Here is a 23,020-nt window from a genome sequence, read left to right on the forward strand (position 1 = left end):
ATATACAACTTTATTAAATGGAGGTAGTTTACATGAAATTTTTTATCGACACTGCAAACCTGGAAGATATCAGAAAGGCCTATAAACTCGGCGTCCTCTCCGGCGTCACGACGAACCCGTCGCTTGTCGCCAAGGAAGGTGTAAAATTCGAGGACCGCATTGCCGAGATTTTGCGCGAAGTACCCGAGGTCGAATCCGTCTCGGCGGAAGTTACGCCGGACGCGGAGACCGCCGAAGACATGATCGCGCAGGCGAACGAGCTGATCAAAATCAACGACAACGACAAAAATATCACGATCAAGCTGCCGATGACGCTGGCCGGCTTGGAGGCGTGCCGCTACCTGACGAAAAAAGGCGTCAAAACGAACATGACGCTCATTTTCACCGTGAACCAGGCACTCTTGGCATCCCGCGCTGGCGCAACCTACGTTTCGCCGTTTCTCGGCCGCTTGGACGACATCTCCGAAGACGGCGTCCAATTGGTATCGAAGGTAGCGGAGCTGTTCCGCACGCATAACCTGGATACGCAAATCATCGCGGCGTCCGTCCGCCATCCGGACCACGTCACCCGCGTCGCGATGGCCGGCGCGCATATCGCAACGGTGCCGTTCTCGGTCATCGAGCAAATTTCCAAGCATCCGCTGACGGATCAAGGGATCGCCAAATTTGCCGCCGACTGGAAAAAAGCCGTTCAATAATACAGGCCGTCCATTGGGCAAGCTTTTATAGATACGGAATTACGGAGTGAGAGGGAGGCAATCGCAATGAGCAAGCAGCAGATCGGCGTAGCGGGCCTGGCTGTCATGGGGAAAAACCTGGCTATGAATATCGAAAGCAAGGGATTTTCCGTTTCAGTGTACAACCGCTCGCCGGAGAAGACGAAGGATCTGGTATCGGAAGCGCAGGGGAAAAATCTGGTCGGCACGTACAGCGTCGAACAATTCGTCGAGTCGCTTGAAACGCCGCGCAAAATCATCATCATGGTCAAAGCGGGACAGCCGACCGACGATACGATCAATCAGCTTGTGCCGCATCTGAGCGAAGGGGATATTCTCATCGACGGCGGCAACGCCTTTTTCCCCGACACGCAGCGAAGAAATAAAGAGCTGCAGGCCAAAGGACTGCGCTTTATCGGCGCAGGAATTTCCGGCGGCGAAGAAGGCGCGTTGAAAGGCCCGGCGATCATGCCCGGCGGGCAAAAAGACGCGTACGAGCTTGTCGAACCGATTCTGACCGCCATCTCGGCGAAAGTGAACGGCGACCCGTGCTCGACGTATATCGGTCCGGACGGTGCCGGCCATTATGTGAAAATGGTTCATAACGGCATCGAATACGGCGATATGCAGCTGATCGGCGAAGCGTACCATCTGCTGAAGGACGTGCTGAAGCTTGACACGGACCAACTGCACGAAATTTTTTCGGAATGGAACAAAGGCGAGCTGGACAGCTATTTAATCGAGATTACCGCCGATATTTTCTCCAAGCGCGATCCGGAGACCGGCAAGCCGATGGTGGACGTCATTCTCGACTCCGCAGGCCAGAAAGGCACCGGCAAATGGACGAGCCAAAGCTCGCTTGACCTGGGCGTTCCGCTGTCCATCATTACCGAGTCCGTGTTCGCCCGGTTCCTCTCCGCGATGAAAGAGGAGCGCACTGCGGCCAGCAAACGGCTGTCGGGCCCGGCGGCATCCGCTTATGACGGCGATCCGCAGGAGTTCATCGAGGCGGTGCGCAAAGCGCTTTATGCCAGCAAAATTGCGTCCTATGCGCAGGGCTTCGCGCAGATGAAAGCCGCATCCGACGCGTTCGGCTGGAACTTGAACTACGGCCGCATCGCGATGATTTTCCGCGGCGGCTGCATTATCCGCGCGAGATTTTTGCAAAATATTAAAGACGCGTACGACCGCGATCCGGAGCTGAAAAACCTGCTGCTGGACGAATATTTCAGCAGCATCGTCGAGAACTACCAGGAAGCATGGCGCCGCGTAATTGCGATCGCAGTAACCCGGGGGATTCCGGTGCCTGCATTCGCTTCCGCCCTGGCGTATTACGACAGCTACCGCACAGAACGGCTTCCGGCTAACCTGCTGCAGGCGCAGCGGGACTATTTCGGGGCGCACACGTTCGAGCGCGTCGACCGGGAAGGCAGCTTCCACTTCCAATGGATGGACAATCAACCGGTAGAGCATTCCGTCAAATCATAATGGCTGCTTAAATCGCTTCTGCAGAAGAGTCGTGAAGCCCGCTTCACGATATCTCTGCAGGAGCGTTTTTTATTTGCGCTTTATCTCTTGGCATTTATTCGAAGATGATGGATAATATAACCAGTTTATTCGGGTTGGTGATGGCAGACTCATTTTTTGTTTATTTTGCATCGAGTCTGGAGGCGAAATCAATGAGGGGTGATTACGGGATCGACGCGCCCGGCGTCGTACGAAATCTGGCGCTGGCGGGAGCGGGGGCCTTCCTTCTGGCCATCGCGGCTTTTTCCTCATTCCCGGGCAGGCTGCACGGACTGGGATTGGCAATCGGCTTCGTTTTCCTGATCGGTTTCCTGGTGTTCGAGGCCGAGGCGCTGTATATGATTTGGAGCAGCAAAAAAGGAAAATTCCGCGAGCGGGAACGTTTGCTTGAGCTTGTTAAGCTGCAAGGCGGCGAAAACGTGCTGGATGTCGGCTGCGGCCGGGGGCTTGTGCTAAACGCCGCGGCCCGCAGGCTGACGACCGGGAAAGCGGTCGGGATCGATATTTGGAACAAACAGGACCAGTCGGGCAACGGTCCGGCCGCGACTTGGGCAAACGCCAAGGTTGAAGGGGTGGCCGAACGGGTGGAAATTGTGGACGGCGACGCGCGGAGCATGCCGTTCGGGGATAACGAATACGACGTGGTCGTATCCAGTCTGGCCATTCACAATATTCGAGAGACCGAGGAGCGGTACAGAGCTTTGAGCGAAATGATGCGTGTTCTTAAGCCCGGCGGACGTTTTGCGATCCTTGACTTTCAGTATGTGAAGGAATACGCCGAAGGGTTCGAACGGCTTGGCGCGAACGATTTGCGGATCGTCGGGCCGCATTGGCTCATGTTTCCGCCGGTCCGGATTGTAACGGGGCGTAAACCGTCCTGACCGCGGTACATGAAGCGGCCGCATAGAAGCTGAAAGCAATGACTTCCTGTCTATTACCGCAGACAGATTGCAGGAGCGGCGAGTCCATGATAGGATGAAGGACACCTGCAATTGTATCGGGATGGATTTGGAGGGAGAGAGGAAAAATGACGGTTCACCGGTTTGTGCCATCGGTTTACCACAACACGATCGGTTCGCATGACCCCATTTTGCGCGTCCGCAGCGGCGATACGATCGAGACGACGTCCGTCGACGCGGCCGGAATGGATATTCGCGGCGATCAGGTCGCGAGGAGAAGCAATCCGATGACAGGCCCTTTTTACATCGAAGGGGCAGAGCCCGGCGACATGCTTGCGGTCCGCTTCGAACGGATTTACCCGAACCGGGACTGGGGCTGGGCGGCGAATCTTATTGCTCCGAATGTGCTGGATCCGGACTTTGTTCCGACTCTGCCGGGCAAGGAAACGGTCCGCTGGACGGTCGATTTGGAGGCGGGCACGGCCCGCTTGGCCGACTCGGCTCCTTCGCTTGCTTATCTGCACGTGGAGCTGGCTCCTTTTCTGGGATGCTTCGGCGTGGCTCCCGCAAACGGACAGGCCATTTCCACCGCCACATCGGGCGAATACGGCGGAAATATGGATTATAAAGGCTTTGTCGAAGGCGTAACGGCGTATTTCCCCGTCTTTGCCGAAGGCGCCCTCCTGCATGTCGGTGACGGTCACGCCGTGCAGGGGGACGGAGAAATTACGGGAAACGGAATCGAAATATCCATGGATATCCGGTTTACCGTCGAAGTGATCAAAGGCAAGACGACCCGCTGGCCGCGCGGCGATTCCGGCACCCATTTGTTTACTGTCGGCAATGCACGACCGCTGGACCAAGCCGTACAGCATGCAACGACGGAGATGGTGCGCTGGTTAGGCGACGATTACGGTTTGAGCACGACCGAGGCCAGTATTTTACTCAGCCAATGCGTCGAGTACGAGCTGGGGAACATATTCGATCCGGCATACACGATGGTGTGCAAATTGAACAAGCGTTTTCTGCCGAAAATGCCGGCATAAGGCGTGTCTGATCTTTATGTTGCCGGATATTCCAGATTGCGGTACTGTTAGAGAAAGAGAGGAGCGATCCGATGGATAAACGAATGGTTTTGCCGAGAAGCGTTCCGGAAGCGCAAGGAATTTCTTCTGCGGCGGTTTCGGATTTTTTGAAAGCGGTTCAAAACGACAGCAAAATGGAGCTGCACAGCTTCATGCTGCTCCGGCACGGCCAGGTGGTCGCCGAAGGCTGGTGGTCGCCTTACGCGGCGTACCTGCCGCATTCGCTTTATTCGCTGAGCAAAAGCTTCACTTCGACCGCCATCGGACTCGCTGTGGAGGAAGGGAGAATCTCGCTCGACGACCGGGTCGTGGAGTTCTTCCCGGAAGAAGCCCCGCAGGACGTATCGGCGAATTTGTCGGCCATGCGGATCCGCCATCTGCTCATGATGGGCACCGGTCACGCCGAAGAGCCGAAGCTGCGGGAGAACCCGCGGAACAATTGGGTTGAAGCGTTTTTGCACGCGCCGGTGGTGTACGAGCCGGGCACGCATTTCGTTTATAACAGCGGGGCGACCTACATGCTGTCCGCCATTTTGCAAAAGGTGAGCGGGGAGAAGCTGCTCGATTATTTGCAGCCCCGCCTGCTGCTGCCGCTCGGGATTGAAGGCGCGACGTGGGAGTCGTGTCCGATGGGCATTCATGTCGGCGGCTGGGGGCTCAGCGTCAAAACCGAAGATATCGCCAAATTCGGCCAGCTGTATTTGCAGAAAGGCGTCTGGAACGGCAGCTGCATCCTGCCGGAGGCTTGGGTGGCGGAAGCGACCTCGAAGCACATCGAGAACAGCAATCAAAACGTCGACTGGGCGCAAGGCTACGGCTATCAGTTTTGGCGGTGCCGGCACGGGGCGTACCGCGGCGACGGTTATCTCGGCCAGTATTGCATCGTCATGCAGGAGCAGGATGCGGTGGCCGTATTTACAAGCGGGACGGGCGACATGCAGGCCGTGCTGAACCTTGTCTGGGAGCATTTGCTTCCCGCCATGCAGCCGGGCACGCTGCCCGCGAACAACGAAGCCGCGGCCGCACTGTCCGCGCAGCTGAACGGACTTGCGCTCGGGCTGCCGCGCGATCAACCGAGCTCCCCCAGAGAAGCGGAGCTTTCGGGCAACGTATACCGGCTGGACGAGAACGAAACCGGCTGGAGCACGTTCTCCATCCGCTTTGATCAGGAAGAAGCTGCCGTCGTCATCCGAAACGGGAACGGCGAGCATACGATCCGCAGCGGCCGCGGAGAATGGCTGACCGGCGTATCCCGCATCCAGCAAAATGTCGACCGCGCGGTCGCTTCCAGCTTCACCTGGCGCGGCCCGGACACGTTGGAGCTGACCGTCCGCCATATTGAAACGCCGTTCGGCCATACCGTCACGTGCCGATTGGAAGACGCGGGAATCGCGCTGGAAATCCGGCAAAACGTCGGCGGTCCGGAATTGATTGCCCTGCGCGGAAAGCAAGCATAAGCAATAATGATCCATCATTAAACCTGAACATAGCCGAAGCGTTTGCTTTGGCTATGTTTATTTTATGCGGAAGATATTTCATCGCAAATTGGGACAGATGAACGCCCCGGGCGGAATGCTCTGATCGGGCGTATACATTTGATGCCGCTCATGCGAAGTTACGGCCGTCATTTTCCCGCCTATCAACTGGAGTCGAACCGTCGCTTTGAGTACCGGTTTTGCTGCAGGATCGGGGACGTTTGCATCGATTCCCTTACGGGCACTGTACCCTTCTCGAAATAGGGTTATAATAAAGATGGAAAATCGCGTATATCAGGCGGCATCCATTTGGAAAGGTATAAAGAGCAATCCCTCAAGTCCGATAAAATAAAGGAGCTCCCATGACCCAAGATCAAACAGCGACACAGACCGGATGGAACTTCGATAACAGTTACGCCCGTTTACCGGAAACGTTTTTTACCAGGCAGGATCCCGTCCCGGTCAGCTCGCCGAAGCTGGCCAGGTTCAATCGTTCGTTAGCCGCAGAGCTGGGCTTGGATCCGGAGGAGATGGAAAGCGGGGACGGCGCGGCGGTTTTTGCCGGCAACCGTATTCCCGCCGGTGCGGCACCGCTGGCTCAAGCCTATGCGGGGCATCAATTCGGCTATTTCACGATGCTTGGAGACGGCCGTGCCGTGCTGCTCGGTGAACAGATCACGCCTGCGGGCGGCCGGGTGGACATTCAGCTGAAAGGATCGGGAAGAACGCCGTATTCCCGCCAAGGCGACGGCCGGGCGGCGCTCGGTCCCATGCTGCGCGAGTATATCATCAGCGAAGCAGTGCACGCGCTTCATATTCCGACCACCCGCAGCCTCGCGGTCGTTACCACGGGCGACAAAATCGTCCGCGAATCGCTGCAGACCGGCGCCGTTCTGACCCGTGTCGCGGCCAGCCATCTGCGCGTCGGCACCTTCCAATATGCCGCGCACTGGGCTCCTCAAGATCTTCAAACGCTGGCGGATTACGCCATCGAGCGGCATTATCCGAACGCGGCCGCCGCGGAGAACCGGTACCTGGCGCTGCTTCAAGCCGTGATCGAGCGGCAGGCCGGATTGATCGCCAAATGGCAGCTTGCCGGCTTTATTCACGGGGTGATGAACACCGATAACATGGCGATCAGCGGCGAAACGATCGATTACGGACCGTGCGCGTTTATGGATGCTTACGACCCGGAGACGGTATTCAGCTCCATCGACCGTCAGGGCCGGTACGCATACGGCAATCAGCCGAATATCGGCGGCTGGAATCTCGCAAGATTCGCCGAAACGCTGCTGCCGCTGCTGCATGAGAACGAAGACAAGGCGATTGAACTCGCGGAAGACGAAATCCGGAACTATCATGAGCGGTTCCATCACAATTGGCTCGCAGGCATGAGAGCGAAGCTGGGGATCCTGAACGCGGAGCCCGAGGACGAGTCTCTTGTTCAAGACCTGCTTGCCATCATGCAGAAGCATGGAGCGGACTACACCAATACGTTCCGCGCCTTCACGCTTGGCAAACCGGAGGATACGCCGATGTTCGGTTCGGAGGGGTTTTCCCAGTGGCTTGAGCTGTGGCAGTCGAGACTGGGCAGGCAGCGGGAGCCCGTAACGGAGTCGCAGCAAATGATGCGAAATTCCAATCCCGCGCTCATTCCGCGGAATCACCGGGTTGAAGAAGCGCTGGAGGCGGCGCAGTCGGGCGATTACAGTGTGATGGAGCGGCTTTTGTCGGCGCTTGCCAACCCTTACGCCTACTTGCCCGAACAGGACGAATACTGCTCGCTTCCCGCGCCGTCGGCCCGTCCATACCGAACCTATTGCGGAACCTGAACGGCGGAGCGGATACCATGTAACCCATTCGTCTTCGTTAGGCGCTTCCAGTGCAAGTTTCACCGGCCCGTCCTTCAAGAAAGGAACGGTTTCGTATGTATTGGCCAGCCGGAATGAACGGCTGGCCTATTTTTTGTGCGCGATCGGGAGCTGCGGACGGCGGCGGTCAAAGATTTATCCCCGGCAAAAAAGGAGCAAACGCTTTCAATGGCGAACATAATTTGGTAAGGTGCAGCGCGGCTGCGAACGCTTTTCGTCCGACCTATGATTTTATCGAATCGGAAAGGTTAACTTATCGCCTTCCTTCCGCTATAGATTCGAAGAAAGAAGCTTGTTCCGAGCCAAAAGACTGCGCTGTCCGTTTTCTTCCTCATCGTCAACGTGCGTAAACCGATACATAGATCGGAATCAAGGTATGAAGGAGTGCTTGAGCTGATGGATTTTGATTCGGCCTATTATCCGTATTCATCCCGAAGGTATGCATTGTATGCGAGAAACGGCATGGTCGCAACCTCGCAGCCGTTTGCGGCGCAAGCCGGGCTCGACATGCTTCGAAGAGGCGGGAACGCCATCGATGCGGCTATTGCAACCGCCGCCTGCTTGACGGTGGTGGAGCCGACCACAAACGGCATCGGAGGTGACGCTTTCGCACTGGTTTGGACGAAAGGCGAACTGCAGGGGATGAACGGCAGCGGACCTGCGCCGCGCAGCATTTCCATCGATGCCCTGCAAAAGGCGGGGCATACGACGATGCCCGTTTACGGCGCCGTGCCGGTAACCGTTCCGGGCGCGCCGGCCGCATGGGCCGCTTTGTCCGAACGGTTCGGCCGCCTCCCGTTCCCGGATGTCCTGCAGCCGGCGATCGATTATGCCGAGCGAGGCTTTCCGATAACGCCGAGTCTCGGAAAGACGTGGAGCTCGGCGTACCGGAATTACTTGAAATCAGTAACGGGCGACGCCTTCGCGGAGTGGTTCCGCGTCTTCGCGCCGGATGGCCGGGCGCCGGAAATCGGCGAGATGTGGAAAGCCCGGGATCATGCGGCGACGCTTAGGCTCATTGCCGAAACGAAGGCCGAGGCTTTTTACCGCGGTGAATTGGCGGAAAAAATCGATGCCTGCATGAAGCAGGCCGGCGGCTATTTGACGAAAGAGGATCTCGCCGCGTACAAGCCCGAGTGGGTCCGGCCGCTGAGCGTAAATTACCGGGGCTACGACGTCTGGGAGCTGCCGCCCAACGGTCAGGGCATCGTGGCGCTGATGGCGCTGAATCTGCTGAAAGGATTTGAGTTTACAACCCGCGATCACCCGGATACCTATCATAAGCAGATTGAAGCCATCAAGCTCGCTTTTGCCGACGGCATGAAATACGTCACCGATCCGCGGAACATGAAGATGCCCGTTGAAGCGCTGCTGTCGGAAGCTTATGCGGCGGATAGAAGAACGTTAATCGGAAGGACGGCCCTGCTCCCCGAGCCGGGAAGCCCTCCGCGAGGCGGCACGGTTTATTTGGCGGCGGCGGACGGCGAAGGCAACATGGTGTCCTTCATTCAGAGCAACTACATGGGCTTCGGTTCCGGGATCGTCGTTCCGGGCACGGGCATCGCCCTGCAAAACCGCGGCCACAATTTCTCGATGGACCCTTCGCACGACAACCGCCTGGAGCCGGGGAAACGGCCTTACCACACGATTATTCCCGGTTTTTTGACGAAGGACGGGCAGCCTATCGGGCCGTTCGGCGTGATGGGCGCTTTTATGCAGCCGCAGGGACACGTTCAGGTTGTAATGAATACGATCGATTTCGGCCTGAATCCTCAGTCTGCGCTGGACGCTCCCCGCTGGCAGTGGACGTCGGGCAGAACGGTGGAGCTCGAGCATTCCACGCCGGAGCATATCGCGGACGCTTTGTCGAGAATGGAGCATCAGGTTCAGCTTTCCCCGGCCTCGCGGTTCGGACGCGGACAAATCATTTGGCGGTCGCCTGGCGGCGTCCTGGCCGGAGGGACGGAGCCGCGCACGGACGGTTACGTTAGCGTGTGGTAACCGGGCGGATCGGGCTTCACTCGCTTGCGCGGGACTAGAGTGGAGCCAACTTATTTCCGCCAAGCTGTCAATTTCTTTCGCCATGTAAGAAAGGAGGCTGACGAAAATGAACATTCAACTGTTATCAACGCTGCCGACGATTTTGTTTATCGTTTACGGGCTGTTTCTGCTGCTCGGCTTGTACAGCTTGTATCTGTTCATCAAGCTGGCGCTCCGGGGGATTGAAGCACTCGATCTTTATCTGGATGAAAAACGCAACCGGCGTTTATGATTTGAAGCTGCACCTATGATGCGAAGGAGAGGAATCATTTGAAAGGTAAAGCGGTGTTCATTACAGGAGGCGCCACCGGAATCGGAAGGGCGATCGCGCTGCGGCTGGCCGCAGCAGGTGCGAATATTGCCGTCAATTACTCCCGTTCGGAGCAGGATGCGCTGACGGTCAAAGAAGAAATCGAAGCGCTTGGCGTTTCCTGTTTGCTGGCGAAGGGATCGGTAGCCGACGACCGGCAGGTCAGAGCGATGGTGAAGCAGACGGTCGACGCGTTCGGCCGGCTGGATGTGCTGGTCAACAATGCGGGCGTTACCGATTTCGTCCAGCATGAAGATTTGGAAGGATTGAAAGAGGAATTTTGGGACCGCGCGATGGACGTGAACGTCAAAGGGATGTTCTTTTGCTGCCGGGCGGCGGCGCCCGAATTGAAAAAGCGGAAGGGATGTATCGTGAACGTCACGTCCATTGCGGGGCTTACCGGTCAGGGAAGCTCGATCGCATATGCCGCTTCCAAGGCTGCCGCCAACAGCGTGACGAAATCGCTGGCCCGCGCTTTGGCGCCGGACATTCGCGTGAATGCGATCGCTCCCGGAATCGTGCAGACGCGCTGGGTCGAAGGGAAAGACGAGCATGTTGCGCGTCTGGCGGAAGGCACACCGCTTGGCCGGGTCGCCGTTCCCGACGATGTCGCCGAAGTGGCTTATTCGCTCATTGCACAGGCTCATTTTGTGACAGGCGAAATTGTGAAAGTGGATGGCGGCATGTTTATTTAAGCTCATGCGATGAATAAAGCCGGGTAACCAATCGTCCCGTATACTGCCTACTCGGCGGTGTGCGGGACGATTTTTCGTTTGGTTTTCCGCCGGAAGTTTTTAACTTCTTTCCGCGTATGCCGGTGAACGGAATGAATCCGTATCCCAGCACATTCTGCTGAAAAAGAGCCGTCAAAAAACGGTTCTTTTTTCGATTTTTATGTCAGATAACATTACACAAATTTTAGGAAAACTGAATTTCCCTCAAATGGAAAGGCTTACATACGGAATATTTATCATCACTATACAATACAGGTATTATCCATGTTACTAAACATCCCATATAATGGACTAAACAGCCAGGCAGCTCTATTCATCACGACGTTCTCTTCGAAATCTTACATGATAATGAGAGAGGAGCGTAAGAAAATGTCTTTAATCGAAGTGGACAATTTATCCGTCGTGTTCAAGCGGAAGGAGAAGGAATCGAAAGCGGTGAACGGCGTTTCGTTGAAATTGGATCCTCAGAGCACGCTGGGGATTATCGGCGAATCCGGATCCGGCAAAAGCGTCATGCTTCGGACGATATTAGGGCTTACGCGTTCGCCGAATACGCGTATCGGCGGCAGCATTCGTTTTGAAGGCAAAGAATTGACGGCAATGAACGAAATGGAGTATGCATCCGTCCGGGGGAAGGAAATTTCGATGATTTTTCAAGATCCCATGACCGCGCTGGATCCCTTGTTTACCGTTGGCTATCAGCTCTGCGAAACGCTGATGCGCCATCAGCGGTTATCGAAAATGGAGGCGTACAGAAAAGCCGAAGAACTGCTGGAAAAGGTCGGCATCCCTTCCCCGAGATCACGGCTCGGGCAGTATCCGCACCAGATGAGCGGCGGCATGCGCCAGCGGGTGATGATCGCGATTGCCGTAGCCTGTCAGCCGAGTCTCCTGTTGGCGGACGAACCGACAACGGCGCTCGACGTAACCGTTCAAGCCCAGGTACTTGCTTTAATTAAAAATTTGCAAAAGGATTCGGGCATGGGAATCGTATTCGTCAGCCACGACATCGGAGTCGTTGCTTCGATCTCGGATGAAATCGCGGTCATGTATGCGGGCCGCGTTGTCGAACGGGGAAGCGTTCGGCAGGTGCTTCATCATCCGAATCATCCTTATACGAAGTCGTTGATCGAAGCCAATGTGACCTTGGGGATGAAAGGCCGGCTCAAAGCGATCCAAGGGCAGCCGCCCCGGCCCGACCGTCTGCCAAGCGGATGCCCGTTCGCATCGCGCTGTACGATCGCGGGAGAAGAATGTCTCGGCATGATGCCCGGCGTAACCAGGATGGAGTCGGGGCATGAGGTTGCATGCTGGGCAGCCGGCGAAGGGCGGAGCGGAGCTCACAGCAAAGTCGTTTGACCGCGAGGAGCGCTTCCGTCTCGTACGGAAACGGCGGCGAACCGGACTGCCTCGGAACCGCAATTGTTCGATTGTAAGGGTACGGGAGGAGGAGACTACATATGAACGTTAGCAAAAGCATGTTGATGTTGGTGATCACGGCAGCGGCGGCCGTGTCGATCACGGCCTGCGGAAAGACCGCCGCAATCTCTTCCTCCGCGCCGGCGGCAAAGAACGGATCGGGCGGCACGCTGATCATCGGCGCGACATTTTCCAATATTCCGAACATGGACGTCTATCCCGATCAAGGGTATGAAGGACGCCGATTCGTCGGCAACCAGCTCTACGATCCGCTGATTGCGCAAAATCCGAATACGAACGAGCTGGAGCCGGATCTCGCCCAAAGCTACGACACAAGCGATAACAAAGTCTGGACCTTTCATCTGCGACCGAATGTGACCTTTCACGATGGAACGCCTTGGAATACAAGCGCCGCCGTATTCAACCTCGACCGTTTAATGAAAACGGATTTCAAATATTACTACGCTCCCGTCGCCGCCCTGCTCATATCCAAAACGAAATCGATCGCATCATACAAGGCTTTGGACGACATGACCCTTCAGATTACGCTGAAAGAGCCGGACAGCTTTTTTGTCTCGGATTTGACCCAAATCTACTTTGCCAGCCCGGCCGCGATTCAGAAATACGGAAACGAGGATTATCAAAATCACCCGACGGGGACGGGACCGTTCAAGCTGGACAAGGTTTTGCCCCGGCAGGAGCTGGATCTGGTTCCCAACCGGGATTATTGGAATCATCCGCCCAAGCTGGACAAGCTCGTGCTTAGGCCCATGCCCGACCCGGCATCGCGTCTCGCCGCCGTTCTGGCAGGGCAGATCAACTGGGCGGAGGTGCCGCCGACGGAATCCATCGACCAGTTAAAACAAAAAGGCTTCCAGGTGCTGACGAAACCTTATCCGCATATCTGGGAGGTCATTCCCAATATGGCGAAGCCTCCGTTTAACGATAAGCGGGTCCGCGAAGCGTTTGTCGAAGCCATCGACCGCGAGTCCATGTCCGATAAGCTCCTGAACGGAGCGGCCGCGCCGGCGAACGGGGCGATGTTCCCCGAAAGCAAGTACTACCCCGAGGATGCGCAGAAGTATCCCTACGATGCCGAAAACGCCAAAAAGCTGTTGAAGGAAGCGGGATACGAAGGCGGCTTGAACATCACGCTGAACATGCCGACCAGCGGGTCCGGGAATATGTGGCCGCTTCCGATGTCCGAATACATCCAAAGCCAGGAAGAGAAAGTCGGCATTCATGTCAAATTCCGCACCTACGACTGGAAACGAAATTTTAACGCAGAAAAGGACGGGCTTTGAATCGGGAGCCTTGAAGGATGCGGACGGACTCGTCTTTTCGGCCGCCGCCGGAACGTTGCTCACCGATCTGGAAAGCAATGTGGTCCTTCCTCCTCCCGCCGGTGGGAACATTATGGGCTATGACAATAAACAATTGGCCCGGTTGAATCAGGAAGCGAAAACGACCACGGATGCGGCAAAGAGAGACCAGCTTTTGAAGGAAGGCTGGGGCATCGAGCAGAACGATCTGGCCCTGCTGCCGGTCGTCCACGATTTAAATCTGCGGGTTCTCGGCTCCAATGTGAAAGGCCTCGTGACGCCCGCCTCCTGGTTCTGCGACCTGACAACCGTCTGGATCCAACATTAGGAGAGGGAGGGATCTTGATATGCAGCGGCTGTTTCAACGCTTCTTGATGGCGATTCCTACGTTGTTCGGCATTTCGGTCGTCTCGTTCATCTTGATCCACATTATGCCGGGCAACCCGATCGACGCGCTGGTCCCCCCGGATGCGACGCCCGATGTGCGAATGCAGGTCATTCATATGTACGGTCTCGACAAACCGCTGCTCGTTCAATACGGATTATGGTTATTCCATGCCGTTCAGGGGGATTTTGGGCAGTCGATCGGGATGCGGGTGCCTGTCATCCAATTGTTGAAGCAGGGCATTCAAAATACGTTGATTCTCGCGGTGGCGGCCGGCTTCGTCGGATTTTTCGCCGGTTCCGTTCTCGGCGTGACGGCCGGCATCTTCCGGGGCAAATGGATCGACCGCCTGATCAGCAGCCTTGGGCTCGCGGGCGTAAGCATCCCGGCTTATTGGTTCGCCATGGTGATGGTCATTGTCTTCTCCGTAAAGCTGAATCTGCTTCCTACGAGCGGAATGCATTCTCAAGGCATGGAAAACAACATTCCGGATTTAATGGTGCATATGATCCTTCCGGCCGTCGCGCTCAGCTTCGCTTCAATCGGGCTTATCTCCCGGATGGTGCGGGCGAGCTTCATCCAAGTCGTCACGCAGGACTTCGTGATGGCGCTGCGCGCGAAAGGCTTGTTCCGCGGGAAAATCCTGTGGCACCTGCTTCGCAACGCGGCGCTCCCCGTGTTGACCGTGATGGGGTTGGAAATGGGACAGCTGCTTGGGGGATCCGTCCTGATCGAAACGATCTTCAGCTGGCCCGGACTGGGCGGGTTGTTGAACAGCTCGATCGGCTTGCGGGATATCCCCGTTATCCAGGGCGGCATTCTGCTGATCGGCACGGTGTTTGTCGTCTTGAATATCGTGGTTGATTATGTAAACGCCCTTGTAGATCCTCGCATTCAAAAAACCTAGAAGGAAGGAGGATAAGCCGGTGGAACTGACAGCCAAGGAACGCAGTCTTGAAGAAGTGCAGGATGTCATGCCTGAACAAGCGGAGGAAATGGATGAAGGGAGCCGTTCAAACCGCTCGTTCCTAAGAAAATTGTATTCGGGTCCCATCGCGTGGGTTTCATCGGGATGGATCTTCCTGGTGGTGGCAGCGGCCGTATTCGCCCCTTTATTGACGCCTTACAGCCCGGTTGCCGGCGACATTGCGGACAAGCTGATGCCGATCGGTACCGCCGGCCACTTTCTGGGAACCGACGATCAAGGACGCGATCTGGCTGCGCGCATCTTTTTCGGCGGGAGGATAACGCTTCTGATGGGGATCGTGCCGGTGGCCGTTGCGGGTTTGATCGGCTGCGGATTGGGCATTGCAGCCGGCTATTTCGGGAAAACGACCGGCACAGTGATCATGAGGTGCTTGGACGTATTCTACGCTTTTCCCGCGCTTGTATTGGCGATTGCGATCTCTGCGGCGCTCGGCCCGGGGATCAGCAACGCCCTTGTATCGCTGCCTATCGTATTTATCGCCCCGATTGCGCGGATTACGGAGACGGCGGTCAAGCAGGTGAAGGGGCTCGAATTTTTCGAAGCCGCCCGTGCCAGCGGAGCCGGTCATTGGATGATCATTCGTCACCACCTGCTGAGCAATATTTTTCGCCCGGTCTTTGCGTATGTGACCACGTTGATCGGGATCAGCATCCTGATCGCCTCGTCGCTCAGTTTTCTGGGGCTTGGGGTTTCGCCTCCGACGGCGGAATGGGGAGCGATGCTCGGCTCGCTGCAAAACGCGCTTTTTATCGTGCCAAGCGTGGCCATACCGCCCGGAATCGTTATTTTTCTGACGGCATTGTCGTTCAACCTGCTCAGCGATTGTATTCAGGATGCATTGGATGTTCGATCTTGATCTTGATCCGGAGGTGTTATCGGGATGATGACTGCCCCTCTGCTCGAAGTCGAAGCCGTTTCAAAAACGTTTCAAGTGAAGGATCAGCGCGGACGCAAAAGGACCGTTCATGCCGTCAATCAAGTGAATTTATCGGTGAACTCCGGCGAAACGACGGGCCTCGTAGGCGAAAGCGGATCCGGAAAATCCACGTTGGCCCGCTTGATTCTGCGTTTGATCGAACCGGACAGCGGAAACGTGCGCTTCGACGGACAGCTTTTGAACGGATTGTCCGGGCGGGAAATGAAGGACGTGCGTAAAAAGCTGCAGATCGTATTTCAGGACCCCTACTCCTCTTTAAATCCGCAAATGTCCGTTTTCGATAATGCGGCCTTTAATCTTTGGGTGCATGGAGAACGGAATGGAACGGAAAAGAAGGTACTGAAGGTTTTGGCGGACGTGGGACTCTCGAAAAGGCAGGCGCAGCAGTATCCGCACGAATTAAGCGGCGGTCAGCGTCAGCGGGTCAACATCGCCCGTGCGCTTGTGATGAGGCCGCGTCTGGTCGTATTGGATGAACCGGTATCGGCGCTGGACAAATCGGTGCAGGCACAGGTGCTCAATTTGCTGCAGGATCTCAAAACGGAATACCGTCTGAGTTATATCTTCATTTCCCACGATTTGAACGTCGTCGAATATATGAGCGATCAAGTCGCCATCATGTATTTCGGCGGGCTGATGGAAACCGGGAAATCCTCGGTCTTGTACGGTTCGCCGAAGCATCCCTACACGAAGCTGCTGATGGATTCCATGCCGTCTCTTGCGAAAATCGGCAGGTGGAACGAAATGCCGCCGATTGGCGAGCCTCCCAACCCTTTGGAGCCGCCTTCGGGATGCGCTTTTCGAACGCGCTGTCCGGTTGCGGGCGAGAAGTGCGAGAGCGAAATACCGCCGCTGATTTCCGATGAGGAAGGCCGTTTCGTAGCCTGCCACTTTGCGTAAAGGAATCAAATCATAACGAATAAAGGATGGTGTTAGCGATGAGCAAATCATTGGCGGACAGCACAATTCAGGAACTGGCCCCGCTTCTACAAAGCAAAACGGTCTCCCCGGTTGAACTGACCGAGGCGGTCCTTGCGCGAATGGAGGAGACGGAGGGACGATTAAACGCCTATATTACCCGTCTTGAAGACGAGGCGATGGCGGATGCGCGAGAGGCCGAGCGGGAAATCGTCAACGGCGGTTATAAGGGACCGCTGCACGGCATTCCTTTCGCCGTGAAAGATTTATATTACACCAAAGGAATCCGAACGACCGCAGGATCGAAAATTTACCGGGATTTCGTGCCGGATTACGACGCGACGACAGTCGCCAGGCTGAAGGATGCGGGAGCGATCCTGGTCGGCAAAAACAATACGCACGAATTTGCTTCCGGGGGAACGAATGAAAACGAACATTTCGGCCCTGCACGAAATCCTTGGAATCCGGATCGGATACCGGGCGGTTCAAGCGGCGGTTCGGCTGCATGCGTAGCCGCATCGTCGGCCATCTTTTCACTCGGGACCGATACGGGCGGTTCCATCCGGATGCCGGCTTCGCTTTGCGGGATCGTCGGGATGAAAGCCACTTACGGCAGAGTCAGCCGCCGGGGCGTGTTTCCGCTCAGCTGGTCGCTCGACCATGCGGGACCGCTGGCAAAATCGGTATGGGACACGGCACAAGTGCTGTCGGTAATCGCCGGTCAAGATCCTTTGGACGCCGCGTCCTCGGATCATCCCGTACCCGATTATGCGGCCGCATTGAATTCCGGGGTCAGCCGTCCGCTCGAGGGCATGAAGATCGGGTACTGCGAGGCTTATTTTTTTCAAAACCTCGACCCGGAGGTCGAACGTCTCGTGAAGCAGGCGATCGCGGTTTTGGCCGATTTGGGCGCCGAAATCCGCGAAGTGAAAATTCCGATGCTGGAACAGATGGTTCAGGTGCATTCCCTGATTTCCGCCGCCGAAATGTTGACCTTCCATAACGCAAACGTAACCAGCCGTTCGGAGGATTACGGCACGAACATTCTTCCCAGGCTCTTAATGGCCAAGGAAATTTCGGCTCAGGCGTATTTGGAGACCCAAAGGCTGCGTCAGCAATATCAAGCCGTATGGTCGGAGCTGTATCGGGAAATCGATTTGCTGGCCGTTCCATCGACGGGGATTCCCGCGTTTCCGATCGGAGCCGAAACGATTCATCTGAACGGCAAGGACGTGAATCCCCGGGACATCGGCATTATCGGGCGAACGGCGCCGGGCAACTTCAACGGGTATCCATCCATTTCCGTTCCTTGCGGATATACGGATGCGGGCCTGCCGGTCGGCCTGCAGATTCAGGGCGTTCCTTTCGACGAGAGCCTCGTCTTTCAGGCGGCGCATGCGTACGAACAGGCAACGTTATGGTTCAGCAAACAGGTTCCGGCGGTTCTTCAAGATGATTTTCCCGGAAAGTCGCCGGATACACGGCAGGAAATGGGTGCTTCTGTCAGTCCGGTACATAAGAGCATCGATTCGATTATGGACGTTCTGACGGAGCTTTCCAGTCAACTTGCCGCCGAAATCGAACCCGCTTCCTGCTTTAAACCGAAGACCGTGAACAAAGAAACGAAGCAAGTGACGTCCATTTCATTGTAGAGAGGGGACCGATTCCGCTATGAATGCAGATCTGCTTAAACGGATCACGGAAGCAAACGGACGAACGCCGTACACGGAGCTGGATCAATATGTGGAGGAAAATGCCGAATCCATCATCCAGATGCTGTACAGCGCCCAAAACCTGGCAAAAACCGTTTCGCCGGACATCGAGCCTGCTCCGGTATTTAAGAGCAAGGCGCAATAAAGGAGGAGCTTAACCATGGAGTCGAATAACGTGATGACGATTGCCGAAACGGCTTCTTCCATTCAAAAGAAGCAGCTGTCTCCCGTTGAATTGACCGATTATTTTCTGCAGCGTATCGAGCGGTTTGAGCCGGTACTGAACAGCTTTGTTACCGTAACGGCAAGCCTTGCAAAGGAACAAGCCAAGCAAGCGGAACGAGAAATCATGGACGGCAATTACCGGGGCGCGCTGCACGGTATTCCGATTTCGCTGAAGGATATCATCGCTTACGCCGGATATCCGATGACGAACGGTTCACGGATCGATCCGGAATATATTCCGGATTTCCATGCCACGGTCGCACAAAAATTGATCGACGCCGGGGCTGTTGTTACCGGTAAGGCGCATTTGCACGAATTCGCTTTTCGAGGACCGCATCCCGATTACGGCTGGACGAGAAACCCGTGGAGCTTGGAACGCGTTCCCGGCGGATCCAGCTCGGGCGCAGGCTCGGCCGTGCAAGCTTCGCTTGTCTTGTGCTCGATTGGGACGGATACGGGAGGATCCATTCGCAATCCTGCCAGCTACTGCGGGGTAGCCGGTCTGAAACCGACATACGGAAGAGTCAGCCGTTACGGAGTGTCCCCGTTGTCATGGTCGCTGGATCATATCGGCCCATTGACCCGGACATGCGAAGACGCCGCTCTCGTTTTGCAGGCGATCGCAGGTTACGACGGGAAGGACGACAGCTCGGTTCCCGGCTCCGATTTCGACATTCGATCCTTCGTCAAGCTGGAATCTTTAAAAGGGATAAAAGTCGGCCTTCCAACGTCCTACTTCTTCGACGATGTGGATGGGGATGTGGAAGCGGCGGTTCGCGCCGCCGTACAAGTGATGGAACGGTCGGGAGCGGAAGTGATCCCCGTCGATCTGGAATGGATGGAAGAGATGAGGACCGCTCACCGGGTCATTCTGCTCTCGGAGGCGTACGCTTATCACCAGCAAAATTTGGAGACGAGCGCGGACGGGTATGGGCCGAAGCTGCGGCTGGCCTTTGAAATGGGGCAGTATTTCACATCGGCGCAGTATATCCAGGCGCAGCGCCTGCGAACGGTGATGAGGGCGAAGTTTAATGAACTATTCGAAAAGGTGGATGTGTTGGTCAGCCCGACGAACCCGACTGCGGCCAAGCTTATCGAAGAGCACGAAAGGAATTCGAATATGATGGCGCCAAGCTTTACGGGACCGGCCAATTTCCTGGGCCTGCCCGCTTTATCGATTCCGTGCGGATTTACGCCGGAAGGACTGCCGATCGGACTTCAGATCATGGGACGTCCTTTTGCCGAAGGCGAAATTTTATCCATCGGCCACTGCTTCGAGCAGCAAACGTCCTGGAACAAGACGCGGCCGAATGAAGAGATCTGGATGACGGAAGAACAGCGAGCCGTTTAGCGTGATGAGGGGGAGCGTCCGCTTCCCCTTTCTTTTCCGCCTCGGATGATAGAAGAACGCAGTTGGCAGTAGGATGGCAAACAAGCTGAAAGGGATGGCGGGATGTGGCGAACCGTTTGAAGGCCCGATTTGAAATTTTATTGCAGGGATGGCCCCCCTAAAGGCATCCGATGCGACTTTGGAGGGCCATGATTTCGCGGCAGCTAGTCTACCTATTTCGTGTGCAGCAATATATGCTCGTAATATCTTTCGTTTCTTCGATACATGAGATAGTAAGAAATCGAGAGCGCAAAAAGGTCGTTTTTTATGGGGATGCCGGCGAGCTCCCCGCGTTTGATTTCGTCCTGAAGCTGGGACTCGGGAAGAAACGAGATGGCATTTCTGCTTGCAAGCAGCTTTTTGATCAGACCGACATTGTTGGTAATGAATTTTCGTTTATTATTCAGGTTCATGAGCGGATGAGAGCGGAATAACTCATAGTAAGGCTGGTAATAGACAATGAAATCGTGGATGAAGGAAAATGGCTCGTGATGCTCGAATTGATCGCGAAGGGGGTGATGGGCGGATAAAAACAGCGTCAAATCCTCTTTTCCGATGAGGTGAGTCTCGATATCCTTATGGTTCAGAGGATTGATGGCAATCGCAAGGTCGAGATCCTTGTCGAGCAGGGATTGGATAATGTCATAGGAATATAAGCTGGTCAATATAAAATTATGTTCCAATTCCTCGCAGGATAGCTCCAGTATTTTCTCTAATATCAACGGCAGCGTGAACGGCACGGAGCTTCCGATTGCAATTTCGTGTTTACCTTCGGTTTCGTTTAATCTGCTGATCGCCTGGCTTAATAAATCCATGATTTGTCTGGCGTAAGGAAGGAACAGCTCCCCGGCTTTCGTCATTTCCACGCCTTTCTTCCCCCGGATGAACAGCTCCCGTTTAAAGGCATTTTCCATGAAATGGATTCGATTTGAAATCGTGGGCTGGGGAACGTACAGCAGCTTGGCCGTTTCGGAAAAATTTTTGCATTCGCACAGCGTGATGAAAGTTTGGAAATGATTCATGTTCATGCCCTCCATAGCACGCACCCTTTCCAAAATTTACTTGGAATCTATACTAACATATTTACATGGAAAGAAGATTCACCTATTGTTTGGTTTATACCCCTCATGGATTAAAACTATTATATTTGAAGGGAGATTAATTGACATGAGCAATTGGGAAGAGTTTATCGATTTAAAGAAAAGCGCGGTCATTGTCGTGGATATGCAAAACGATTTCTGTCATGAAAATGGCGCGACGGCGCGGAATGGCGGTGACGTCTCCGGTGTTCCCGCCATCGTGCCGAACCTGCAGCGATTGATCGATGCTGCGCATGCTGCCGGGCGGCCCGTATTTTTCATTCAAACGACCCACGATGAAACGACGGACTCCCAGGTTTCGCTCGCCATGCGAAAAGACAGAAAACATAAAACCTGCGTAACGGGCACCTGGGGCGCCGAATATTTCGGCGTATATCCGCAGCAGGGAGATATTGAAGTCATCAAGCACCGGTACAGCGCTTTTATCGGAACGGATCTCGAGCTTCGATTGCGTACGCTGGGCTGCGAAACCTTATTAATGACAGGCGTGGTTACAAGCATTTGCGTAGAATCCACCTTGCGCGACGGGTATATGTTGGATTTCTATCCGATTCTCGTGACGGACTGCACGACCGGCGGCACGAAAGCGTCTTACGATGCAACGCTGAGCGTTGTCAGCCGCAGCTTCGGCTGGCTGTCCGACAGCATCAAGCTCAGCTCAAAGCTGCTCTCTTTCTCCAGGGACGAAGCCGTATCCGGAAAGAGATGAAAGGACCACTCATTTGGGCCGCGTATATCGCGGCTTTTTTTATGTTCATTTCGCCCCGTGAAATTGAAATGCTGATAAAATGATTAAGGAAACGCTTTATCGCGGAAGCGGCGGTTTTCCGTAAATGAGGAGGTCTCAATAAATGAAAACGAAACCGATACCCGGAACCGAGCTCGTTCCGTCCGTCATCTGTCTGGGGACAAGCAAGTACGGCGATACGATTGACAAACGAACGGCTTACGAGATCATGGACCGATTCTCCGCGGCGGGTGGCACTTTTTTGGACACCGCCAAAGTTTACGGAGAGTGGGTGCCGGGAAAAAGGAGCCTGAGCGAAGAGATCATTGGCGACTGGCTGGCGGATCGCAAAAACCGGCACGATATCGTACTCGCCACCAAAGGCGGACACCCCGATCTGGATACGATGGATGTCTCCAAGCTAAGCCGCGAGGATATCGCTTACGACGTTGAAGCCAGCCTGCGTCATCTGAAAACCGATTATATCGATCTCTACTGGCTGCACCGTGACGACCCCGCCCGGCCTGTCGAAGAGCTGGTCGACACCTTGAACGAGCTGGTCCGGCAGGGAAAAATCCGCTATTTCGGCTGTTCCAATTGGCGTTCGGATCGTATCGATGCTGCACAGGAATATGCGGCAAAGCATGGGCTGCAGGCATTTGCGGCGAACCAAAACAAATGGAGCCTGGCCGTTTACCCGCAGCCGAAGGATCCGTCGATGGTCGCGATGGACCGAGATGAATACGCCTATCATCACCGGACCGGTTTGACCGCGGTGCCGTACAATGCGCAGGCCGGCGGATTTTTTAGCGGTAAATATACCGCCGACATGCTCCGTGCAAGCGCGGAACAAACGAATAAAGCGGGCGAGCTGCGAACCGCGCAAAATATAGCCCGGCTGGAGAAGGCCGCCGGGCTCGGCCGGCGTCTCGGCCTATCGTTGACGCAGGTGTCGCTGGGCTATTTGCTATCCCGGCCGTTTCCCGTGTTTCCGATTTGCGGCTGCTCCAATCCGGCCCAGGCGGCGGACAGCTGCTCGGCAGGCGATGTCGTTTTGCCCGGTGAGCTGGTCCGGGAGCTGGCGCTAATTTAAGAATTGTAGCAGTTGATAGATTGGCACTAAATGTAAACAAATGGGTTTATTGGTTTGAATTTCACCAAACCGCAACCTCCGGAAACTGGAACGCCCAAAAAATCGATTCGATTTTTTGGGCGTTTTGCCGTTCATAGCCCCACCGGA

General features: G+C 55.4%; 21 protein-coding genes. 20 read left to right on the top strand and 1 reads right to left on the bottom strand.

Annotated features, from left to right (window positions below):
* The first annotated feature begins 32 nt into the window (after positions 1-32).
* The 18 genes from fsa (at position 33) to PD282_RS12825 (ending at position 19,914) form a co-directional block, all read left to right on the top strand.
* On the top strand, positions 33-698 hold the full coding sequence (gene fsa, locus PD282_RS12740) for a fructose-6-phosphate aldolase (protein WP_274651052.1): 666 nt from the start codon (positions 33-35) through the stop codon (positions 696-698).
* Between the two features lie 66 nt (positions 699-764).
* On the top strand, positions 765-2,204 hold the full coding sequence (gndA, locus tag PD282_RS12745; protein WP_274651053.1) for an NADP-dependent phosphogluconate dehydrogenase: 1,440 nt from the start codon (positions 765-767) through the stop codon (positions 2,202-2,204).
* A gap of 191 nt (positions 2,205-2,395) precedes the next feature.
* Positions 2,396-3,124 carry a class I SAM-dependent methyltransferase gene (locus tag PD282_RS12750; protein ID WP_274651054.1) on the top strand — a complete coding sequence of 243 codons (729 nt, stop codon included), beginning with the start codon at positions 2,396-2,398 and terminating at the stop codon, positions 3,122-3,124.
* 146 nt (positions 3,125-3,270) lie between these two features.
* On the top strand, positions 3,271-4,188 hold the full coding sequence (locus tag PD282_RS12755; protein ID WP_274651055.1) for an acetamidase/formamidase family protein: 918 nt from the start codon (positions 3,271-3,273) through the stop codon (positions 4,186-4,188).
* A gap of 71 nt (positions 4,189-4,259) precedes the next feature.
* Positions 4,260-5,684: a serine hydrolase domain-containing protein gene (locus PD282_RS12760; protein ID WP_274651056.1), complete on the top strand. Its 1,425-nt coding sequence runs from the start codon at positions 4,260-4,262 to the stop codon at positions 5,682-5,684.
* Positions 5,685-6,064: 380 nt separating this feature from the next.
* On the top strand, positions 6,065-7,534 hold the full coding sequence (locus PD282_RS12765) for a protein adenylyltransferase SelO (RefSeq protein ID WP_274651057.1): 1,470 nt from the start codon (positions 6,065-6,067) through the stop codon (positions 7,532-7,534).
* Positions 7,535-7,969: 435 nt separating this feature from the next.
* Positions 7,970-9,574 carry a gamma-glutamyltransferase gene (gene ggt / locus PD282_RS12770; RefSeq protein ID WP_274651058.1) on the top strand — a complete coding sequence of 535 codons (1,605 nt, stop codon included), beginning with the start codon at positions 7,970-7,972 and terminating at the stop codon, positions 9,572-9,574.
* Between the two features lie 106 nt (positions 9,575-9,680).
* Positions 9,681-9,845 carry a hypothetical protein gene (locus PD282_RS12775; protein WP_274651059.1) on the top strand — a complete coding sequence of 55 codons (165 nt, stop codon included), beginning with the start codon at positions 9,681-9,683 and terminating at the stop codon, positions 9,843-9,845.
* 38 nt (positions 9,846-9,883) lie between these two features.
* Positions 9,884-10,618, top strand: a complete 735-nt coding sequence (locus PD282_RS12780; protein WP_274651060.1) for an SDR family NAD(P)-dependent oxidoreductase — start codon at positions 9,884-9,886, stop codon at positions 10,616-10,618.
* 408 nt (positions 10,619-11,026) lie between these two features.
* Complete coding sequence (locus PD282_RS12785) at positions 11,027-12,016, top strand: ABC transporter ATP-binding protein (RefSeq protein ID WP_274651061.1); 990 nt, start codon at positions 11,027-11,029, stop codon at positions 12,014-12,016.
* A 101-nt stretch (positions 12,017-12,117) separates the two neighbouring features.
* Entirely contained in the window at positions 12,118-13,380 is a 1,263-nt protein-coding gene (locus PD282_RS12790; RefSeq protein ID WP_274651062.1) for an ABC transporter substrate-binding protein, read from the top strand.
* 112 nt (positions 13,381-13,492) lie between these two features.
* Complete coding sequence (locus PD282_RS12795) at positions 13,493-13,726, top strand: hypothetical protein (RefSeq protein WP_274651063.1); 234 nt, start codon at positions 13,493-13,495, stop codon at positions 13,724-13,726.
* Positions 13,727-13,745: 19 nt separating this feature from the next.
* The gene (locus PD282_RS12800) at positions 13,746-14,690 is read left to right on the top strand and encodes an ABC transporter permease (RefSeq protein WP_274651064.1); all 945 of its coding nucleotides are present in this window, start codon (positions 13,746-13,748) and stop codon (positions 14,688-14,690) included.
* Positions 14,691-14,709: 19 nt separating this feature from the next.
* Positions 14,710-15,627: an ABC transporter permease gene (locus tag PD282_RS12805; RefSeq protein WP_274651065.1), complete on the top strand. Its 918-nt coding sequence runs from the start codon at positions 14,710-14,712 to the stop codon at positions 15,625-15,627.
* Between the two features lie 24 nt (positions 15,628-15,651).
* Positions 15,652-16,608: an ABC transporter ATP-binding protein gene (locus PD282_RS12810; protein WP_274651066.1), complete on the top strand. Its 957-nt coding sequence runs from the start codon at positions 15,652-15,654 to the stop codon at positions 16,606-16,608.
* A gap of 38 nt (positions 16,609-16,646) precedes the next feature.
* On the top strand, positions 16,647-18,278 hold the full coding sequence (locus PD282_RS12815; RefSeq protein ID WP_274651067.1) for an amidase: 1,632 nt from the start codon (positions 16,647-16,649) through the stop codon (positions 18,276-18,278).
* A 19-nt stretch (positions 18,279-18,297) separates the two neighbouring features.
* Positions 18,298-18,483 (top strand): hypothetical protein, encoded by a 186-nt coding sequence (locus tag PD282_RS12820; protein WP_274651068.1) that lies wholly within the window; start codon positions 18,298-18,300, stop codon positions 18,481-18,483.
* Positions 18,484-18,498: 15 nt separating this feature from the next.
* Complete coding sequence (locus PD282_RS12825) at positions 18,499-19,914, top strand: amidase (RefSeq protein WP_274651069.1); 1,416 nt, start codon at positions 18,499-18,501, stop codon at positions 19,912-19,914.
* Between the two features lie 212 nt (positions 19,915-20,126).
* Here the strand turns inward: PD282_RS12825 and PD282_RS12830 are convergent, their stop codons facing one another.
* Complete coding sequence (locus tag PD282_RS12830) at positions 20,127-20,975, bottom strand: LysR family transcriptional regulator (protein ID WP_274651070.1); 849 nt, start codon at positions 20,973-20,975, stop codon at positions 20,127-20,129.
* Between the two features lie 145 nt (positions 20,976-21,120).
* Between PD282_RS12830 and PD282_RS12835 the strand changes: the two genes are divergently transcribed.
* A complete protein-coding gene (locus tag PD282_RS12835; protein ID WP_274651071.1) occupies positions 21,121-21,762 on the top strand; it encodes a cysteine hydrolase family protein in 642 nt (213 codons plus the stop codon).
* A 142-nt stretch (positions 21,763-21,904) separates the two neighbouring features.
* The gene (locus PD282_RS12840; protein WP_274651072.1) at positions 21,905-22,873 is read left to right on the top strand and encodes an aldo/keto reductase; all 969 of its coding nucleotides are present in this window, start codon (positions 21,905-21,907) and stop codon (positions 22,871-22,873) included.
* Positions 22,874-23,020: the final 147 nt, after the last annotated feature.

Origin of the sequence: Paenibacillus humicola, assembly GCF_028826105.1 — a bacterium.
Lineage (GTDB): Bacteria > Bacillota > Bacilli > Paenibacillales > Paenibacillaceae > Paenibacillus_Z > Paenibacillus_Z humicola.